General features: G+C 62.1%; 15 protein-coding genes and 2 tRNA genes. 9 read left to right on the plus strand and 8 right to left on the minus strand.

Annotated features, from left to right (window positions below):
• Window positions 1-107 precede the first annotated feature (107 nt).
• A complete protein-coding gene (locus CRO18_RS02300; RefSeq protein WP_076485026.1) occupies window positions 108-287 on the minus strand; it encodes a DUF3553 domain-containing protein in 180 nt (59 codons plus the stop codon).
• 25 nt (window positions 288-312) lie between these two features.
• Between CRO18_RS02300 and CRO18_RS02305 the strand changes: the two genes are divergently transcribed.
• Complete coding sequence (locus tag CRO18_RS02305) at window positions 313-948, plus strand: histidine phosphotransferase family protein (protein ID WP_245826515.1); 636 nt, start codon at window positions 313-315, stop codon at window positions 946-948.
• A 108-nt stretch (window positions 949-1,056) separates the two neighbouring features.
• Here CRO18_RS02305 and CRO18_RS02310 read toward each other — a convergent pair whose 3' ends face one another.
• The gene (locus CRO18_RS02310; protein WP_097080912.1) at window positions 1,057-2,322 is read right to left on the minus strand and encodes a glutamate-5-semialdehyde dehydrogenase; all 1,266 of its coding nucleotides are present in this window, start codon (window positions 2,320-2,322) and stop codon (window positions 1,057-1,059) included.
• Window positions 2,323-2,395: 73 nt separating this feature from the next.
• Window positions 2,396-2,472 (minus strand) — tRNA-Asp (locus CRO18_RS02315).
• Window positions 2,473-2,578: 106 nt separating this feature from the next.
• On the opposite strand from CRO18_RS02315, the gene CRO18_RS18560 reads away from it, so the two are divergent.
• A complete protein-coding gene (locus CRO18_RS18560) occupies window positions 2,579-3,781 on the plus strand; it encodes a leucine-rich repeat domain-containing protein (RefSeq protein ID WP_143128587.1) in 1,203 nt (400 codons plus the stop codon).
• 44 nt (window positions 3,782-3,825) lie between these two features.
• Here the strand turns inward: CRO18_RS18560 and CRO18_RS02325 are convergent.
• The 5 genes from CRO18_RS02325 to CRO18_RS02345 all read right to left on the minus strand — a co-directional run bounded on the left by CRO18_RS02325 (window position 3,826) and on the right by CRO18_RS02345 (window position 9,650).
• Window positions 3,826-3,902: transfer RNA gene (locus tag CRO18_RS02325), tRNA-Asp, on the minus strand.
• A 122-nt stretch (window positions 3,903-4,024) separates the two neighbouring features.
• A complete protein-coding gene (locus tag CRO18_RS02330; RefSeq protein ID WP_170952533.1) occupies window positions 4,025-5,014 on the minus strand; it encodes a sugar-binding transcriptional regulator in 990 nt (329 codons plus the stop codon).
• Window positions 5,011-7,572 (minus strand): bifunctional diguanylate cyclase/phosphodiesterase, encoded by a 2,562-nt coding sequence (locus CRO18_RS02335; RefSeq protein ID WP_097080915.1) that lies wholly within the window; start codon window positions 7,570-7,572, stop codon window positions 5,011-5,013. Before CRO18_RS02335 ends, CRO18_RS02330 begins: the two co-directional genes overlap by 4 nt.
• Window positions 7,573-7,736: 164 nt before the next feature.
• The gene (gene lsrF, locus CRO18_RS02340) at window positions 7,737-8,615 is read right to left on the minus strand and encodes a 3-hydroxy-5-phosphonooxypentane-2,4-dione thiolase (protein WP_097080916.1); all 879 of its coding nucleotides are present in this window, start codon (window positions 8,613-8,615) and stop codon (window positions 7,737-7,739) included.
• Window positions 8,616-8,726: 111 nt separating this feature from the next.
• Complete coding sequence (locus CRO18_RS02345; RefSeq protein ID WP_143128588.1) at window positions 8,727-9,650, minus strand: DUF6635 family protein; 924 nt, start codon at window positions 9,648-9,650, stop codon at window positions 8,727-8,729.
• A gap of 121 nt (window positions 9,651-9,771) precedes the next feature.
• Here CRO18_RS02345 and CRO18_RS02350 point away from each other — a divergent pair, with 121 nt between their 5' ends.
• From CRO18_RS02350 to CRO18_RS02380, 7 genes are all read left to right on the plus strand, one after another.
• Entirely contained in the window at window positions 9,772-10,425 is a 654-nt protein-coding gene (locus CRO18_RS02350; RefSeq protein WP_097080918.1) for a paraquat-inducible protein A, read from the plus strand.
• Window positions 10,398-11,030, plus strand: a complete 633-nt coding sequence (locus CRO18_RS02355; RefSeq protein WP_097080919.1) for a paraquat-inducible protein A — start codon at window positions 10,398-10,400, stop codon at window positions 11,028-11,030. Before CRO18_RS02350 ends, CRO18_RS02355 begins: the two co-directional genes overlap by 28 nt.
• Window positions 11,027-13,135, plus strand: coding sequence for an MlaD family protein (locus CRO18_RS02360; protein ID WP_143128589.1), 2,109 nt, complete (start codon window positions 11,027-11,029; stop codon window positions 13,133-13,135). The genes CRO18_RS02355 and CRO18_RS02360 overlap by 4 nt, the downstream gene beginning before the upstream one ends.
• A gap of 3 nt (window positions 13,136-13,138) precedes the next feature.
• The gene (locus CRO18_RS02365; RefSeq protein WP_097080921.1) at window positions 13,139-13,711 is read left to right on the plus strand and encodes a membrane integrity-associated transporter subunit PqiC; all 573 of its coding nucleotides are present in this window, start codon (window positions 13,139-13,141) and stop codon (window positions 13,709-13,711) included.
• 276 nt (window positions 13,712-13,987) lie between these two features.
• Entirely contained in the window at window positions 13,988-15,460 is a 1,473-nt protein-coding gene (locus CRO18_RS02370; protein WP_097080922.1) for an FGGY family carbohydrate kinase, read from the plus strand.
• Window positions 15,421-16,464 (plus strand): sugar-binding transcriptional regulator, encoded by a 1,044-nt coding sequence (locus CRO18_RS02375; RefSeq protein ID WP_249275969.1) that lies wholly within the window; start codon window positions 15,421-15,423, stop codon window positions 16,462-16,464. The genes CRO18_RS02370 and CRO18_RS02375 overlap by 40 nt, the downstream gene beginning before the upstream one ends.
• 97 nt (window positions 16,465-16,561) lie before the next feature.
• Complete coding sequence (locus CRO18_RS02380) at window positions 16,562-18,040, plus strand: efflux RND transporter periplasmic adaptor subunit (RefSeq protein ID WP_097080923.1); 1,479 nt, start codon at window positions 16,562-16,564, stop codon at window positions 18,038-18,040.
• Window positions 18,041-18,042: the final 2 nt, after the last annotated feature.

The raw sequence follows: 18,042 nt of genomic DNA on the forward strand, positions 1-18,042 counted from the left end.
TTGGGGCCGATCAATGCCCCATCCCACTGCTGTGACGGTACGGAACGCCTGCAATAAGCGCTCCGCCGCCGAGGCTGTTAACCAAGCAGGAAAGTGTTAACCTTTTGTCAACCTTGCCCCTCGATAACGAGAGAAAGCTGAACCCGCCGTCCATCAATCACCTGCTTGCCAGCATGTTGGAAGTTGACCGTCACCTTATCGCCAATGCGCGATTGCACCTGCCCCAGCCCCCAATCGGGTGCCTGCGGGTTTGTCACGAGCATCCCCGGTTCCAAAAATTCGTTCATCCTGCCCCCATCTGGGAAAACTGAAATGCCGCACGATACGACCATGATCCCTGCTCCGAACGCCGATGATGGCATGATCGATGCCGATCTCGTGGCCCTTGTGGGCTCGCGTCTCTGCCATGACCTTATCAGCCCTTTGGGCGCAATCGGCAACGGGGTCGAATTGCTTGCCATGTCGGGTTTGGGCTCCAGCCCCGAAGTGCAGTTGATCTCCGAAAGCGTGAGCGCGGCAAATGCGCGCATCAAGTTCTTCCGCATCGCTTTTGGGCAGGCCAGTGCCGAGCAGCGGCTGGGCACGCCCGAGATTTTGGCTGTGCTGGAGGAAATTTCGCGCGGCGGGCGGCTGCAATATCACTGGCTCGCCTCGGGCGATCATCCGCGCCGCTTGGTCAAGCTGATCTTCTTGGGGCTGTTGTGCCTCGAACCCGCGCTGCCTTGGGGCGGCGAGGTGGTGATCCGCGAAGAAGGCGGCGAATGGAAACTCACTGCGCAAACCAAGCGCACCAAAGCCGACCCGGACCTTTGGTCGCGGCTCTCGGGCAGCCTTGTGACAGTGAGCCCCGCACAGGTGCAATTTGCGCTTTTGCCGCGTGAAGCGGGCCATCAAGGCCGCCGCGTGAACTGGGACGTGACCGAGACCACCGCCGAGATCACATTCTAAAGGAGATGGGGGCGCTGCCCCCTCTTGCCCTCACGGGTAATTCACCCCCGGGATATTTTCACAAAGTCGAAGGCATGAAAGAGGGCGCAAGACCGCCCTCCTTTGCGTTTAGCCGCGCACCGTGCCGTCGCCGCGCACGATATATTTGAACGAGGTGAGCTGTTCTGCCCCCACCGGGCCGCGCGCATGCAGTTTGCCGGTGGCGATGCCGATCTCCGCCCCCATGCCAAACTCTCCACCATCGGCGAATTGGGTCGAGGCGTTGCGCATCAAGATCGCGCTATCAAGCCGCTCAAAGAACCGCGCCGCAGCGGCATCATCTTCGGTCAAAATCGCGTCGGTGTGGTTCGAACCATATTCGCGGATATGCGCGATCGCCCCATCGACACCATCCACCAGCTTCGCCGCACAGATCATATCGAGGAACTCACGCCCGAAATCATCGGCGGCGGCCGGAACGGTGCCCGACACGCCCGCTAGGTCTTCGCTCACGCGCACTTCAACACCCGCTTTGAGCAGGTCTTCCACCAAAACCGCGCCATGTTGTTCGTAGAACTTGCGGTCAATCAGCAGGCATTCCATCGCGCCACAAATTCCGGTGCGCCGGGTCTTGGCGTTCAGCACCACTTTGCGTGCCTTTTCCAGATCCGCCGCGCCATCTGCATAGACGTGGCAAATGCCTTCAAGGTGCGCAAAAACCGGCACCCGCGCTTCGGATTGCACAAGGCCCACCAGCCCCTTGCCACCACGCGGCACGATCACGTCGATATAAGCGACAGCCCGCAGCATCTCGGCCACGGCGGCGCGGTCGCGCGTCGGCACCAGCTGGATCGCCGCTTCGGGCAGGTTGGCGGCCTTCAGCCCCGCCACCATGCAAGCGTGAATCGCGCGCGAGGAATGGAAACTTTCCGAGCCGCCGCGCAAGATCACCGCATTGCCCGCCTTGAGGCAAAGCGCCCCGGCATCAGCGGTGACATTGGGGCGCGATTCGTAAATCACCCCAATCACGCCAAGCGGCGTGCGTACGCGCTGAATATGCAGCCCCGAGGGTTGATCCCATTCCGCAATCACTTCGCCCACCGGGTCGCGCTGCTCGGCCACCGCGCGCAGGCTGTCCACAATGCCGCGAATACGGTCTTCATCGAGCTTGAGCCGGTCCATCATCGCCGGGCTCAGCCCCTTTTCTTGCCCATACGCAAGGTCTTCGGCATTGGCGGCCATGATCTTTTCGCGGTTTTCCCAAACCTCATAAGCCGCGCCAATCAAGGCCGCGTGCTTGCGCTCGGCACTGGCAAAAGCGAGTTCCGCCGCCGCCGCACGCGCCGCCGCGCCCATTTGCTCGATCAGGTTTTTCGCATCCAGCTCATCGCGCATCGTCAATCCCTCCGGTTGCGGCGGTGATACGCGAGCAAACCGGGAGCGTCCAGCAAAGATGAGGGGGGGGAAGTGGCGCGGTTGACGGGGCTCGAACCCGCGACCCCCGGCGTGACAGGCCGGTACTCTAACCAACTGAGCTACAACCGCGCGATGGGCGGGGAATAGCCGCTGGCAAAGGGGGCGTCAAGCGGGAATGCGCTTGCCGCGAAGGGAAGCTGGCGCGAAGGTGGGCGCGTAAGGGGTGGAGGAGCGGATGAGCGCGGCGGAGAAGGCGTATGCGGCGGCGGTCGAAGAGATCGCGCGAGTGAAGCGGGAGGGGAGGAGGGAACTCCACCTATCCATGGGGCGATTTCGGGAATTAAAAAAGATACCTGAGGAGGTCTGCACAATTCCCGAATTGAGGTCTGTCGACCTTAGCCACACTCGGGTAGCTGATTTGACGCCGCTACGCGAACACGCCACGCTTCAAATACTTCTTCTCGAATACACAAAAGTTAAGCGCCTATCTACAATTGAAGGCCTGACGCGCTTGCGCACGCTCTCGCTTTATGGTTCCTCGGTGGTAAATATTGAGACTTTAAGTGGCTTTGTAGACCTAACCTCACTGTTCATCGGCCAAACTCGGGTTGAAGACCTATCCCCCATCTCAGGTCTAGCTTCGCTTAGAGACTTGATCCTAAACCGGTCTCTCGTCGCAGATATGCGCCCACTGCGTTCGCTTTCCAAGCTTACTGCTGCCGAGCAATTCAGTCCGGGACTGGTGTATTCAGACGCTGCGGCTTGCAAAGCTGATGTAGAGCTAATGCGACTGTCCGGTATAAAATCGAATGCGGAGCGCGCCCGCGAAACTCTCGCCTATCTCAACACCCTGCCGCCCTGGCCCGAGCCCTATCTGCCCAAGGCCCGCCCCGACGGCAAACCGCCCGAATGGATCGGCGGGGCGCCCTCCGCACCGCCTGCGGTGCGCACTGCCGAAGCCCAAATCCGGGCGCTGTTGCGTCATGCCACCATCACGCGGGTTTCGGCGGCCAGTTTCGCCGCGCAGATCACCGAGGCCTTGCAGGGTGTGCCCGCGACCCATGGCAACCAACTCGCCCCGGTGTTGCAGGTGATGCTCGAAGTGCGCGATGTGCTCGAGACCATCGCGCGCGACCGGGCCGATGCGCAGAGCGAAGAAACCCTGCTGCGCCTACGCATCGCGCATCTTGAAACCGTCGTGGACAAGTTGACCACGCAACTGGCAGACGCCGAGAAGGCGCGCGAGGCCGCCGAACTTCTGGCGCAGAAAGATGGTTTCATGGCCTCCTATCGCAAGAGCCTGGGCACGGCGGCCGGGGTTGGCACCATCGGGCTGATCGGCGTCGGTGTGCCCACGGCGGCGATTTATTTTCTTGGGGCAGAACACCCGTTGGTGCAAGCTTTCCTAACCGTCACGGGGCGATTACCAAAATCCTGACCCCAAAAACCAAAAGCCCCCGCCGAGGCAGGGGCTTTGGAAAGTGGCGCGGTTGACGGGGCTCGAACCCGCGACCCCCGGCGTGACAGGCCGGTACTCTAACCAACTGAGCTACAACCGCGCATTTCTCCCAAGCCTTGGCTCGGGCGTGAGGGGGCTTCTACGCATCCCGCGCGCCCCCGTCAAGCACCAGAAAGCGAAAAGATGCAGGTTTTTCTGCCCGCTGCGATTGCGGCCCGAATGCTAGAGCAAAAGCGCGTAGGTGGAATGCTCTGTCGGGTCCAAAAGCGCCACCGCCGTGCGGGTATCAGTGACCAGTTCCTGCACCAGCCCGCCGCGCAAAGCGGCCCGGATTGGCGCGACTTTCTCGGGGCCCCCTGCCAGCCCGACAATGCGGCGGCCCGCAAAATCTTGCGGCAGCGGCGAAAGCGTCCGATGCGCGAGCGAGGTGGTCAACTCCTGCCCTCGCCCATCAAAGAAGCGGCCCAAAATCTCGCATTCCGCGCCTCGTTGATCAATTTCGTGCAAGCATCCGGGCAAGATCATCCCGGTGCCCAAAAGCTGGTTGGCATCGCTCGGGCGGCCAATGCCCACAATCCACACCTCAGCCACGCGCGCCATATCGGTGACTTTGGCAACCACCGGCATGCGCATCAATTCGGCGCGCTCTTCGGGGGTGGTGACGTAGAGCGTGGCCGGATAGGGGAAGGCCTGCGCACCAAAACGCTGCGCGAGATAGTTCATCACCACATGCGGATAAGCGGTGTGGGACAGCGTGAGTTCCCCCAAAAGCGAGACAAAGCGCAGTTCTGGCGCACGCATCTCGGGCAACTCGCGCACCATTGCCGCCAAGGACCGCCCATGCGACAGCCCCACCACCTTGGGCGCATCAGAGGATTTCACAAGCCGGGTGAGCCAGCGCGCGGCGACACTGGCAATCGCTGGGATCGGGTCGGTTTCACCGGGGGCAAACGGCGCCAAATGCACGCCAGACAGCCCGTAAACCGTCCGCAATCGCCTGCTAAGGTGGCGCAACAAACGCGCACCCGCCATTCCCCCGGGGATCAAGACCGCCTCGGACTCCCCTTTTTCGAGCAGAGATTTGACCTTTTCGGCGGGCAGACCCAAGCGCCAGCCAATTTCCTCAACAGTGAGCCCACCGACCTCATGGAGCCAGCGTGCGCGCGATTCGGGGGTGTCGGGGCGGCTTAACCGATGCGGAGGAGAGGTCATGCAAAATCTCTCCCGGCGCGAAAGCCCCGCAGTTGTGCCCCCACCCGCGCGCGCTGCTGCGGCAGATACATCGCCTCGAAACTGCGCAAATCCACCGGGCGCCCGAGCAAGAAGCCCTGCATCAGCGTGCATCCTTCGGCCCGCAGCATGTCAAATTGGCGTTCGGTTTCCACCCCTTCGGCGATGGCGTGCAAACCAAGCGATTCGGCCATCGCAAGGATCGCGCGCACAATTGCCAGGGCGCGGGCAGGCTCTTCCCCATCCAACGCTTGCACGAAGGAACGGTCAATTTTCAACTCGGCCACCGGCAGATGCTGCAAAGCCCCCAAGGCCGATTGACCAGTGCCAAAATCATCGACCGAGATGCGGTAGCCCGCCTCTTCCAGCCGCCGCAAGTTGCGCTTGCGCTGCGCAATGGGCGCGGCGAGCCCAGTTTCGGTCAGTTCAATCATCACCTGCGTCGGGCTTAGCCCCGCGCGCATCAACCTCTCGGGCAGATCGGCGCGGCCGGGTTCATCCAGCGTCGCGGCATTGAGGTTGATCGCAATCGGCAAATCAATACCGCGCGCGGCCCAGCCCGTCAGCATCGCTCCCGCAAGCCGCATCACATCCAGATCAATGGCCGCCACCAGCCCATCCACCTCCGCCACCGGAATAAACTCACCCGGCGAGATCGGGCCCAATTCTGCATCGGTCAGCCGCAACAGCGCTTCGGCCCCCACCAGTTCAATGCCATGCGTCACATCAAACTGCGGCTGCAAGAACAATTCAAACCGCCCCGCCTCAAGCCCGCGATGCAGGGCCTGTGCGACCGCGCTGCGCCGCTCAAATTGCCCGCCGATCTCGCGGCTGAACATCGTCACAGTGTTGCGGCCCCGCGCCTGCGAGCGGTGCATCGCCATATCTGCCGCCCGCATCAGCGCCTCGGCGGATTGACCGTCGTCGGGGTAACGGCTTGCGCCGATCGAGGCGGTCAGGAAGAAATGCCGCTGTGGCAGATGCAGCGGCCGGGCGAAGGCACGCACAATCTCCCAGCCGCGCGATTCAGCGGCCAAAGCATCGGCGCCCGGCAGCAAAACGACAAACTCGCCTTCATTCACCCGCGCCAGAACCGCCCCATCGGGCAGCCCGACCTCCAACCGCTTCGCCGCCGATTTGATCAGCTGATCCGCGGTTTCATGGCCTAGCGTGTCATTGATCAGGCGGAAATTGTCGAATTCGATACACAGAACCGCAAGCTGATTGGCCTCCGGTTCCTCATGCGCGCTTTCCAGCCGCCGGATATGCTCATCCACCACGCGCATCGCCAAATAGCGATCTGGCAGCCCCGTCATCAGATCATGGGTCGCAATGAACCGCGCATTCTCGATGGATTGTTCCAACTGGCGCTGCAGATCGAAAAGCTGCGTGATGTCATTGAGGGAAACGAGAACCCGCTCATGGTCATTCGGGTCCGGCATGGGCGCAAGGTCCACTTGCAGCACTTGACGCCGACCAGCGCGTTTGCGGTGCAATCGCAAACTGCCGAGCGTCTCCGGATCTTTCAGCGCATCCTCAAAATCTTCGCGCCCCTCTTCAAGCTGCAGGAGCGCCGCAAAATTGTGGCCCATGAATTTCGACGGGCCGATGTCGAGCAGGGCAGAGGCCTCTGGGTTGGAAAACACCACCTGCCCCTCGGCATCCAGCACCACCTTGCCGGACGGGAGCGCCTCCAACACATGGGCGAGCCGCTCGCGCTCTTGCAGAAGGGCGTTTTCCATCACCGAAAAGGCGGTCATGTCCAAATCGCAGCCCATCACCTGCGTGACATTGCCTTGCGCGTCCCAGCGCACGGCGCGCCCAAAAGAAAGAAAGCTGATCCAAGCCCCATTGCGATGCCGCATCCGCGACAAAAGCTGAAACGGCTCGCCCGCACGTAACCGCGTCTGCACCGCCTCACTTTCAAAGGCGGCAACATCTTCGGGGTGGCTGATCGCGGCCCAACCCTCAAGGCTGAAATCGGGCAGATCTTCGGGGGCATAGCCAAGCCGCGCCTTCCAACTCTCGGCCACTTCAAAGCCGCGATCGGGATAGGTGATCGACCATGCCATCGCCGGGGAGACCCCAATCCGGTCAAGATTGGCGCGCGTCGCATCGAACGAAGTATCGAGCCGCAGCAGCATTCCCTGCCCTGGCAATTCCCGACCGGAAATTTCAAGGCTCGTCAGCACCGCTTCATCGCCCGCGCCGTTCCAGCGCATCCGCCCCATCAGGCGGTCTGGCGCGCGCTGAACCATCGGCGCATCCATTTGCGCAAGCTCACGCTCAAGAAAGGCCAAGACCTGCGCCCGATCATCCGGCACGAACCATTTTGCGAAATCTGAAAACTGCATGGGCTGCGCACCAGCGCCAGTCACCAGCACCGCGCCGCCTTCAGCGGTGCGCCGTAAAGACCATGCGACAGCATCCGCACAAACCATGGTGCAAGCGCGCGGATACAAATCTTGATGGCGGTTGTGCGAAGCCACTGTGTCACGATCTCCACTCAAGACATCCGAGCTTAGCAACGAATCGCGCATAGGGCGAGAATAAATAAGTTAAATCTACTTTTGCGCGCGGCGGTGATTTTTCTCGGCATCACTAGCCTATTGCGTCGCCTCGAAGCAGGGCGAAACGCGGCGCCGAAATATAAAAGCCCGGCCCGCATTGCGGACCGGGCGAAATGCTTGAAATCTCTTATGCCTCAGGCGTTTTTCAGATCGAGGAAGAGTTGATAGGCTTCCTTGGCGGTGAAGTTTTCATGCACCACTTTGTTGACCGCTTGGATCATCGCAATCGGCGCGTCCGATTGGAAAATGTTGCGGCCCATATCAACGCCCGCCGCGCCTTGGTCGATGGCTTTATACGCCATATCAAGCGCTTCGAGTTCCGGCAGCTTCTTGCCGCCCGCGATCACCAGCGGCACCGGGCAGCCAGCGGCGACCTTCTCGAACCCTTCTTCGACGAAGTAGGTCTTCACATAATGCGCGCCCAATTCCGCTGCGATCCGGGTGGCGAGGCCAAAGTAGCGGGCATCGCGCGCCATATCTTTGCCCACGCCCGTCACCGCCAGCGTCGGGATGCCATAGCGGGTGCCGGTGTCGATCAGCTTGAGCACATTGGTGATCGATTTATGCTCGTATTCCGAGCCGATATAGACCTGCGCCGCCATCGCGCAGGCGCCCAGCCGGATCGCATCTTCGATTTCCACCGCAACGGTTTCATTCGACAATTCGGTCAAGATCGAGTTGCCACCCGAGCAACGCAGCGCCACCGGTTTGGTGTTGGTCGGCGGAATGGTCGAGCGCAACGCGCCGCGGGTGCACATCAGCACATCGGCGTAATCGGCGAGCGGCAAAATGTTGAGGTCCATCCGCTCCAGCCCCGTCGCCGGGCCTTGGAAATAGCCGTGGTCAAAGGCCAACATCACCGTGCGGCCGGTTTTCGGGTTGAAGATGCGGCTCAGGCGGTTCTTCATCCCCCAATCGTAATGCGCGGCCCCTTTCAGGTAGAAGCCTTGCAGGTCGGCAGGCTGGTCGAGCCCGAAATCCTTGCCTTCCTTGATGTCGTCGAGATCGGCCATGAGGGGTTCCTTTTCGGTCAAATTCGGCGCGAAGATAGCGCCCTTGCCCTAGCGTTCCTAGAACCACAGCCGCGCCAAGCGCCGATCTGGCTGCGACCTATCGCCCGCCCATCACCCCTTAAAAAGCCGCAAGGCGGACAGCGCCGCATCCCACAAATCGAACACCCGCACGAACAAATGCTCGCGCGCCACAAAGGGGCGTTCTTTCGTGCTCACCACGATGCTTTCCACCGTATCGAGCAAGCGCATCAAGCGGCGGCGATGCAGACCAAGTGCGGCTTGCAGCGGATCAGCCAAAAGCCCCGCAAAACTCGCCACCACCGCACCAAGGCAAACGAGGGCAAGCCCGGTCGTGACAATCATCCAAACGGGCGGTGCCGCCGGGAACAGACCATACCAAACCCCGCCCAAGGCCGCGCCCAAGGGAAAGGCGGAAACCGCTGTTTCGGTTGAGACCGCCTCGGCCACATCGGGGGCCATCGAAATCATCCCCGGTGTCAGCGCGTGAAAGAGAAGCCCGCCAATCGCCAGCGTCAACAAGGCGGTTGTGCCCTCGGCCACCGCAGAGCGGGTGCCGGTATATTCCCCCACCGCACGCATCACCCGCTGCGCCACCAAAGGCGCATCCTCCCCATGGTGGCGGATCAAATCCCCCAGCGGGTGCGCACCGCAAAGCGCTTCCGTCATCTCATGGCGCGCTGGCGTCGCGTCGCCCCCAAGAGGCACCTCCAACAAATCACGCAAAAGCGCGGCCTCAACCCGTGCCGAAACAGCAGTGCGCAGCAAGATCGGGCGCGCGCGGAACCATTGCGCGGCTTGCGACGCGCCAAATCGGTCCAGCAACAGCGCCGCGGCCCGCACCAACAAAAGCACCGGCGAGAGGACAATATTGATCGGCGCGCGCACAACATCTGCGCCCAACGCGGCCCCGTGCAGCCGAAAACTGCCGCGCCCCTGCAAATGCTGCGCAACAAAACCCGCAACACGGGCGCGCCGTTCAGCGAAATAGCTCGTCTGTTCCACGACAGCAGACACCGGCGGCGCTCCTAAAAGGGCCAGCCCATCCGGCCCATGGCAAAGAAGTAATCCATCACGCGCCAGATGGAAGCCCGGCAAACCCCTTTCCGAGACCTTGCCCGCGCACTACACTTTCCCCATGTCTGCACCGAACACCCCTGCAACGGCCCAAGCGGCATTGCCCCCGCTTGAAACGCTGGTCGCCTGCCCAGCCTGCGACTTGCTCATGAGCGTTCCCGATCTCACCTCCGAAACGCGCTGCCGCTGCCCGCGCTGCCACCACCTGCTTTACGCGCCGCGCAAACAGATCTTTGCCAAGGTGATCGCGCTTTCGCTCACCGTTGCGATCTTGATGGTGGGGGCGGTGTTCTTTCCGTTTTTGCAAATCTCGGCAGGCGGCATCAGCCATGCCAGTTCGATCTTTGACGCGGCGCTTGCATTTTCGGATGGGCTTTTGCTGCCGCTTTCCGTGGCGGTGATGGCACTGATCGTGGTGTTGCCAATGCTGCGTGTCACACTTTTGATCTATACGCTCTGGCCCCTTTCCCAAGGCCACCGTCCGTGGCCGCAAGCCCGCCGCGCAATGCATTTTGCTGAAGCCATTCAACCTTGGTCGATGGCCGAGATTTTCGTTGTGGGCGCTGTGGTGGCGCTGGTGAAATTGGCGGGCCTTGCCACAGTCACACTCGGCCCCGCCTTTTGGGCCTTTGGCCTATTGGTGGTGGTGGTCACCGTGAAAGACAATCTCATTTGCGATTGGACCCTATGGCAAGCGCTCGACACCCCACGCTAACCGCCAAAGCCGCCGGGCTGATTGGCTGCCGCGCCTGTGGCCGGGTTTCGCACGGACAAACCCACATCTGCCCGCGGTGCGGCGGGCGGCTAGAGCCCAATCGCGGCTTCGGCCTCCAGCGCGTCTGGGCATGGTTGGCCGCCGGGGTCATTTGCTACATCCCCGCAAACCTCTACCCAATGCTGCGCACCGCCACCGTGGCCACCGGCACGGCCGAAAACACCATTGTTGGCGGTGTGGTCGAGCTTCTTCACCACCATGCCTATGGCGTGGCCGCCATTGTCTTTGGCGCCTCTGTCGTGGTGCCGATGGCTAAATTTATCGCGATTGCGGTTTTGGCGCTCAGCCTGCGCAGCCATGCGCGGCTTTCCAGCCACCGCCGACACCGACTGCTTGAGATCATGGATTTCATCGGCCGCTGGTCGATGGTCGATGTTTTCGTGGTCGCGATCCTGTCTTCGCTGGTGCAACTGGGCTATGTGGTCAGTATCCATCCCGGCCCAGCCGCCGCCCTGTTCGCCCTTTCGGTCGCCTTCACCATGCTGGCGGCGCAAAGTTTCGACCCCAGATTGATTTGGGAAAAAGACCAAGGACCAAGCGCGTGAGTATCGACCCAAACCAGCCCTCCACCCCCGCGCAGCCCGAGATCACCGCCGCCCCGGCCTCTTGGCTGAGCCGATTTTCGATCGTTTGGGTGGTGCCGATCTTGGCCTTGATCGTCTCGCTTGGGGTCGCGTGGAAAACCTTCCACGACCGGGGCGTGCCGATCCAGATCACCTTTTCTGATGCCGCCGGGCTGGTGCCGGGACAATCCGTGCTGAAATATCGCCAAGTCGTGGTCGGCAAGGTCGAGAAGGTGGGCTTTACCGAAGACCTGACCGCCGCCCTTGTGACCGTGCGCGTAGATCAAGACATGGCCGCGCATATTGACAGCGAAGCGCAGTTTTGGCTCGCGCGCCCGCAGATTGGCTTTAGCGGGATTTCGGGGCTCGATACGGTTCTGTCGGGCGTTTTTATTGAGGGGCTGTGGGATAAACGCTTTGCCGGGCCTCCGCCTGCCGTCTTTAAGGGGCTGGAAACGCCACCGCTCGCCGTTACGCCGGGCTCGGGCACATGGATCACGCTCACCGCACCGGATGGCGGCTCTTTGATCGAAGGCGCGCCGGTGCTCTATCGCGGCATCAAGGTTGGCCAGTTGCGCAACCTGCGCGTCAACCCCACCGGCGATGGGGTGCGGATCAATGCCTTTATCGAGGCACCTTATGACAAGCGGCTCACCTCCTCGACGCTGTTTTGGAACACCTCGGGCTTTTCGGTCTCGCTTGGGGCTTCGGGCGTCAAACTGAATGTGCGCAGCCTGTCTTCGCTGATCCAAGGCGGTGTGGAGTTCAACACGCTTGTCACTGGCGGCGCCCCACTCGGCGACAGCCCCTCGTTCCCGATCTTTCCCGACGAAGAAACCGCCCGCGATTCTATCTTTGCCGATACGGCAGAGGCACGCGTCGCGCTTTCGATCCGGCTTGATGGCTCCATCCGTGGCTTGGCGCTTGGCGATCCGGTCAACCTGCGCGGTGTGAAAGTCGGTGAGATCATCAATATCGGGATCGAAACGGTCACCGGGACCGAGGGCGATGAAACAGTGGTGCAACGCGTCGACTTTGCGGTGACGCCCGAACGGCTGGGCTTACCGCGCAAAAGCGATACGGAGGCGGTGCTCGCGCTGCTTTCGGAAGAGGTCAGCCAAAAGAACCTGCGTGCACGGGTGGCGAGCAGCGGGCTTTTGGGCAGCTCGCTCGTGGTCGAACTGGTCGCGGTGAAAGATGCTGAACCCGCCAGCATCGACCTTGATGCCAAGCCAAACCCGGTGCTGCCGACCACCGCCCCGGACATTTCCGACTTCTCGGCCTCAGCCGAGGGTGTTTTGGCGCGTATCAATGCCCTGCCAATCGAAGAGGTGATGGATTCGACCATCTCGCTGCTCGACACCACGACGAAGCTGATCGGGCAGGAAGAAACGCAACAAGTGCCCGGCGCAATCTTGGGTCTTGTCGAGGATGCGCGTGGGGTGATCAGCTCCCCCGATCTGCAAGCCGCCCCCGCCGCGTTGCGCAAAGCGCTGGAGGAAACCGGCGACTTTATGGCCGATCTTGCCGAAGCGGGCACGGTGGACAGTATTACCGGCGCCATGACCACAGCAAGCGAAGCCGCGCAGGCGGTGACAGACAGCGTGGCAGGCGTGCCCAAGCTGATTGATACGCTCAATGAGATTGGCGAAACGGCAAAGACGCTGCCATTGCAAGAAATCACCCAAAACGCCGCTGATCTGTCCGCCTCGCTCAATAAGCTTGCCTCTTCGGCAGATATGGAAGCGCTGCCAAAATCTCTGACTGAATCTTTGGATGCGCTCACCGTCATGCTCAAAGATCTTGAGCAAGGCGGCGCCACAGAAAACCTGAACCAAACCCTTGGCTCGGCGCGCGAGGCCGCCGATGCGGTGGCCGAGGCCAGCACCAAACTGCCAGACCTGACCACCAAGCTGGAACGGGTGATCCGCAATTTGGATGGCGTTTTGGCCAGCTATGGTGAGCGGTCTGATTTCAACACCGAGACGGTGGCGACCCTGCGCCAATTGCGCAAAACCGCCGCCTCTTTCGACACGCTGATCCGAATGATTCAGCGCAATCCGCAATCCATCATTCTCGGGCGGTAAGACATGACATTTCCCCTTGGCACCAAGACCCTGATCCTGAGCCTTCTGGTCTGCGGCACGCTGGCTGGCTGCGGAGATAATTCGGCGCTTTATCTGGTGGAACCGCCTTTGCCCGGTGAAGAGCTTCCCAACCGTTTGGGCCGGGTGGAACTGCGCGAGGTCGTGCTGCCACAATATGCCACCGCGCCCGAAGTCACGATGCAAGAGGCCGATGGCGCGCTGCGCGCCCAGCCCGATGCGCTTTGGGCCGATGCGCCTGCTGCGGCGGTCACGCGCGTGCTGGCGGGGCAAATCTCGGCGCTGAGCGGGGCGACGGCGGTCCCCGAACCTTGGCCGCTGAGCCAAGGGCCCGACCGCGAATTGAACATCCGCGTTTCGCAGATTTTGGCCGGGGCGGACGGGCTTTTTCACCTGAGCGGACAGTATTTTGTGACCCCTGTGATGGGCGCGGGGCGCGATGTAGCGCGCAGCTTCAACATTTCTGTCCCGCTTGAGGGCCAAGGCCCCGCCGCCGTGGCCGCCGCCCAAGCGCGGGCACTGCAACAACTCGCCCGCCAGATCGCGGCGCTCGACTAATTCACAAATAAAGTACCAAACCGCCCGCGTCTCGCGGGCGCTTGGCCATGCCTTGTGCCGAGGCAACCAATTCCACTCACCACAACCGCCGCACAGATTTGGCCAAATAATTCCCCGCGCTGGCGCCTTGACAGCTTGGCTGCGCGAATGCCTAGTTATGGTGGAATTTTTATTCAACGCCGCAAGACACTTCGCACCTTGCAGCCATGACACTGCGCCGCTGCGGGAGCGGCGCGGCCCGTCCACCCCCTCGCCCGCAAATTTTGAGGTCCGGCCATGACCGCGCGCACGATCCTTGCCATTGATGAAGGCACCACCAACTCCAAGGCGGCCCTGTTTTCCGAAACCGGTGCGGTGCTCGCCACGGGGTCGCAGCCGGTGCCCATTCGCCACCCGCAGCCGGGCTGGGTGGAACAAGACGGGGAAGAGATTTGGGCCGCAACGGTTGCGGCGATTGGCGCCTGCCTTGCAAAGGCTCCGGGCAACGAGATTGCGGCGATTGGGATATCCAACCAACGCGAGTCGATCCTGATCTGGGATCGCGCCACGGGCGCACCGCTCGGCCCCGTGGTTACGTGGCAATGCCGCCGCTCTGCCGCCGCTTGCGAGGCGCTCAAGGCCGCGGGCAAAGAAGACCAGGTGATCGCCCGCACCGGCCTGCCGCTTGACCCACTGTTCCCCGCCACAAAGGTCGACTGGCTGTTGGAACACCATGCCCAAGGCCGCGCCCCGGAGGACATTTGCATCGGCACGGTAGACAGCTGGCTGATCTGGAAATTCACCGGTGGCACCGTGCATGCGACCGATGCATCGAATGCCGCGCGCACGCAATTGTTCAACATTGCCGAAGGCGTTTGGGATGCGGAGCTTTGCGCGCTCTTCGGCGTTGATATGCAGATGCTGCCCAATGTCTATGACAGTGCGAGCGTCTTTGGCACCACCAGTGGTGTAGCCGGCCTGCCCGATGGTCTGCCAGTCGCGGCCGCGATTGGCGACAGCCATGCCGCGCTTTTCGGTCATGGCGCGCATACGGCAGGCGATGGCAAAGTGACCTTTGGCACCGGCTCTTCGATCATGACCACCGTGCCCGAGTTTGTCATACCGCCCAAAGGCATCACCACCACGATCGCTTGGAAATATGCGGGCCAGATCACCTATGCGTTTGAGGGCAATATCTTGGTCTCTGCCTCGATCCTGCCTTGGACGGCTGATCTTTTGGGCCTGCCCTCGGTGGATGCGTTGATCGCTTTGGCGGAAACCGTGGATACGACCCTCGGTGTCTCGCTCGTGCCAGCGCATGTGGGCCTTGGCTCGCCGCATTGGGACAGCGAAGCGCGCGGGCTGATTTCGGGCCTGACCTTCGGCGCAGGTCCCGCCCATGTGGCGCGCGCGGCGGTGGAAAGCATCGCCTATCAGGTCAATGACGTGTTCGAGATTGTGCGCGCCAATGCCGGCCAAGAGATCGGGCGGCTTTTCGTTGATGGTGGCCCGAGCCAGAACCGTAAGCTGATGCAGATGGTGGCCGACATTATCGACCATGCGGTCACCACCTCGGAAAGCCCCGATGCCTCGGCGCGCGGCGCGGCCTATCTCGCGGGTCTTGCTGTGGGGCTTTGGCCGGACCTTGAAACCGTGGCGCAGCTTGAACCGCATGATGCGGCGCTTGCCCCGCAGATGCCCTCCGAGAAGCGAGCCGAGGCACTGGCCACATGGGGCAGCGCGATCCGGCGCGCCACCGCGCGGACCTGACGGAGCCCGCCCCGGTGTCGCGCAGCAACGAATTGCGGATGATCGCCCGTGTTGCCCAGATGTATCACGTCGAAAAGAAACGTCAGGCCGAGATCGCCAAACATCTGCGGGTGTCGCAAGCCACCGTCTCGCGGATGCTCAAACGCGCGGTCGAAGAAGAGATCGTGCGCACCACAGTTGTTGCGCCACCGGGCACCTATTCCGCCTTAGAAGGCGCGCTGCGCACCCATTTTGGGCTACATGAGGCCATTGTCGTCCCCTGCTCGGAAGAGCGCGATGGGGCGATCATGGCGCGCATTGGCGAGGCGGCGGCGCATTTTCTGGAAGCCACGATGCAGGCAGATGAGGTCATCGGCGTCTCCAGCTGGTCAGAAACCATCTTGAAAATGGTCGACAACATCCATCCGCTCAAAGGCCCCAAAGCGCGCTTTGTGGTGCAGATTTTGGGCGGCATGGGGGCCCCCGCGATGCAATCTGAGGCGACACAACTCACCACCCGGCTTGCCAAACTCACGGGCGCGGAACCGCGCTTGCTGGCCGCGCCGGGCGTGGCGCAATCGCGCGCGGCGAAAGACGCGATGATCTCTGACCCTTACGTCCGCGCAACGTTGGAACTGTTTTCGCGCGTCACTTTAGCGGTGATCGGCATCGGCAGCATCGAACCTTCGCGAATGCTGGCGCGTTCGGGCAACGTTTTCTCCGCGCCCGAATTGCAAGAAGAGGCCGAGGCGGGCGCGGTGGGCGACATCGGGCTGCGCTTCTTTGATGCGCAGGGCCAGCCCGTGATCACCGCGCTTGATGAACGTGTGATCGGGATGCCGCTTGATGCGCTGCAAAAGGTGGACCGGGTGCTGGCCTTGGCCGGGGGGCCAAGCAAAGTCGCGGCGATTGCGGGCGCGCTGCGCACCGGGGTGATTGACGTGCTGGTGACCGATCGCTTCACAGCCGCACGGCTGTTGGCGCACGAAGGGCTCGAGACCGCGGCTCTCGCCGACACATTCTAAGATCAAAATAAATATCACTCCTGCATCAAAGCCCCCTTGGAGAAAGCCCTGAACCCCGCCTATCCTTTTCGCGGGTCGGAAAGTTCAGGAGCGCATCGTGAAAAGCATCAATCGGGCCGCCTTTGGCGTGGTAATCGGGGGCATCAGCCTCGCGCTGCTGTTGGTTGCTGGCAATATGATCTACAGCGCCGCGACCGGCCCGCGCATCACGCCCCCCGGCAAAACCCCGCGCGAGCGCGCCTATTCGGTCACCGTTGCCCCGCTTGTTGCGCAAGAGGTGACGCCAATCATCACCGCTTATGGTTTGGTGGAAAGTGGCCGTAGCCTTGAATTGCGCAGCGCGGTGGCGGGCACCGTGGTGGAGCTTTCGCCCAATTTCCGCGATGGCGGAGCGGTTGCAGCGGGCGAATTGCTATTCCGCATTGACCCGGCCCGTCTCGAAAGTGCGGTTGCACTCGCCGCGAATGACCTGCGCGAGGCCGAAGCCGAACTGGCCGAGGCAGGCTCTGCGCTGGAACTGGCGCGGATGGAAGCCGCTGTTGCGCAAGAGCAACGCGATATTCGGGCCGAGGCCGCCACCCGCCAGCAAGGCTTGGCGGATCGGGGCGTCTCTACCGCAGCCGATCTGGAAGCAGCGAAACTTGCCAAAGCCGCCGCCGAACAAACATGGGTGAACCGCCTGCAAATTGTCGCCGGGGATGAGGCGCGGCTTGCCCAAGCCGAAATCACCCTTGATCGGCGCAAAATCGCGCTGGCCGAGGCTGAACGCGCCTTGCGCGATGCCACGGTGAGCGCGCCTTTCGCGGGCCAAGTCACCGAGGTGGCGGCGGTCGAGGGGCGGCTGGTTTCTGCCAACGAAAAACTGGCGAGCCTTCTGGACCCGGCAGCCCTTGAGGTGGCTTTCCGCGTCACCAACACCCAGTTTTCGCGGCTTTTGAATGGGCAAGGCAATTTGCGCAAAGCAGAAGTAACGATCCGGGCGCAAAGCGGGCAGCAAAGCAGCACGTGGCAAGCCACCTTGGAACGCGCCGGCGCCGAAACCGGCACCGGGCAAGTGGGGCGGCTCGTCTATGCGCGGCTGATTGAGCCGGACCCGACGCAAATCCGCCCCGGTGATTTTGTCAGTGTTGAGGTGGCGGAAAAACCGCTCAGCAATGTCGCGGTGATCCCGGCGGCGGCGGCCTCTGCCGATGGGCGCATTTTGCTTTTGGGCGAAGGCAACCGGCTGGAAGAGGTGCAAGCGAAACTTCTGCGCCAGCAAGGCGATACGTTGATCGTGGGCGAGGTGCCCTTTGGCCGCAGCTATGTGGAACGCCGCGCGCTGCAATTGGGGGCGGGTATTCAGGTCACCCCCGTCGGCCCGCCGCCTGCGCCCGGTGCGGCCCCGGCGCCTGCCCCAGCGGCGGAGACGGTCACGCTAGAGCCCGAACGTCGCGCCAAGATCATTGCCTTCATCGAAGCCAGCGCCACGATGAAACCTGAAATGCGTGAGAAGTTCCTAGAGGAACTCAGCCGCGAGGCGGTCCCACGCGCCACGGTCGAAAAGTTTGAAGCCAAAATGGCTGAAAGCCAGTGACA

Source organism: Rhodobacter sp. JA431, from assembly GCF_900217725.1.
GTDB lineage: Bacteria > Pseudomonadota > Alphaproteobacteria > Rhodobacterales > Rhodobacteraceae > Rhodobacter > Rhodobacter aestuarii.

What these genes read in the sequence shown, in the direction of transcription:
- CRO18_RS02330 (WP_170952533.1), bottom strand. Translation starts at nt 5,014, where the DNA reads ATGACCTCTCCTCCGCATCGGTTAAGCCGCCCCGACACCCCCGAATCG.
- CRO18_RS02375 (WP_249275969.1), top strand. Translation starts at nt 15,421, where the DNA reads ATGGGGCAGCGCGATCCGGCGCGCCACCGCGCGGACCTGACGGAGCCC.
- CRO18_RS02335 (WP_097080915.1), bottom strand. Translation starts at nt 7,572, where the DNA reads ATGCGCGATTCGTTGCTAAGCTCGGATGTCTTGAGTGGAGATCGTGAC.
- CRO18_RS02310 (WP_097080912.1), bottom strand. Translation starts at nt 2,322, where the DNA reads ATGCGCGATGAGCTGGATGCGAAAAACCTGATCGAGCAAATGGGCGCG.
- CRO18_RS02300 (WP_076485026.1), bottom strand. Translation starts at nt 287, where the DNA reads ATGAACGAATTTTTGGAACCGGGGATGCTCGTGACAAACCCGCAGGCA.
- CRO18_RS02355 (WP_097080919.1), top strand. Translation starts at nt 10,398, where the DNA reads ATGGCAAGCGCTCGACACCCCACGCTAACCGCCAAAGCCGCCGGGCTG.
- CRO18_RS18560 (WP_143128587.1), top strand. Translation starts at nt 2,579, where the DNA reads ATGAGCGCGGCGGAGAAGGCGTATGCGGCGGCGGTCGAAGAGATCGCG.
- CRO18_RS02305 (WP_245826515.1), top strand. Translation starts at nt 313, where the DNA reads ATGCCGCACGATACGACCATGATCCCTGCTCCGAACGCCGATGATGGC.
- CRO18_RS02365 (WP_097080921.1), top strand. Translation starts at nt 13,139, where the DNA reads ATGACATTTCCCCTTGGCACCAAGACCCTGATCCTGAGCCTTCTGGTC.
- lsrF (WP_097080916.1), bottom strand. Translation starts at nt 8,615, where the DNA reads ATGGCCGATCTCGACGACATCAAGGAAGGCAAGGATTTCGGGCTCGAC.
- CRO18_RS02350 (WP_097080918.1), top strand. Translation starts at nt 9,772, where the DNA reads ATGTCTGCACCGAACACCCCTGCAACGGCCCAAGCGGCATTGCCCCCG.
- CRO18_RS02370 (WP_097080922.1), top strand. Translation starts at nt 13,988, where the DNA reads ATGACCGCGCGCACGATCCTTGCCATTGATGAAGGCACCACCAACTCC.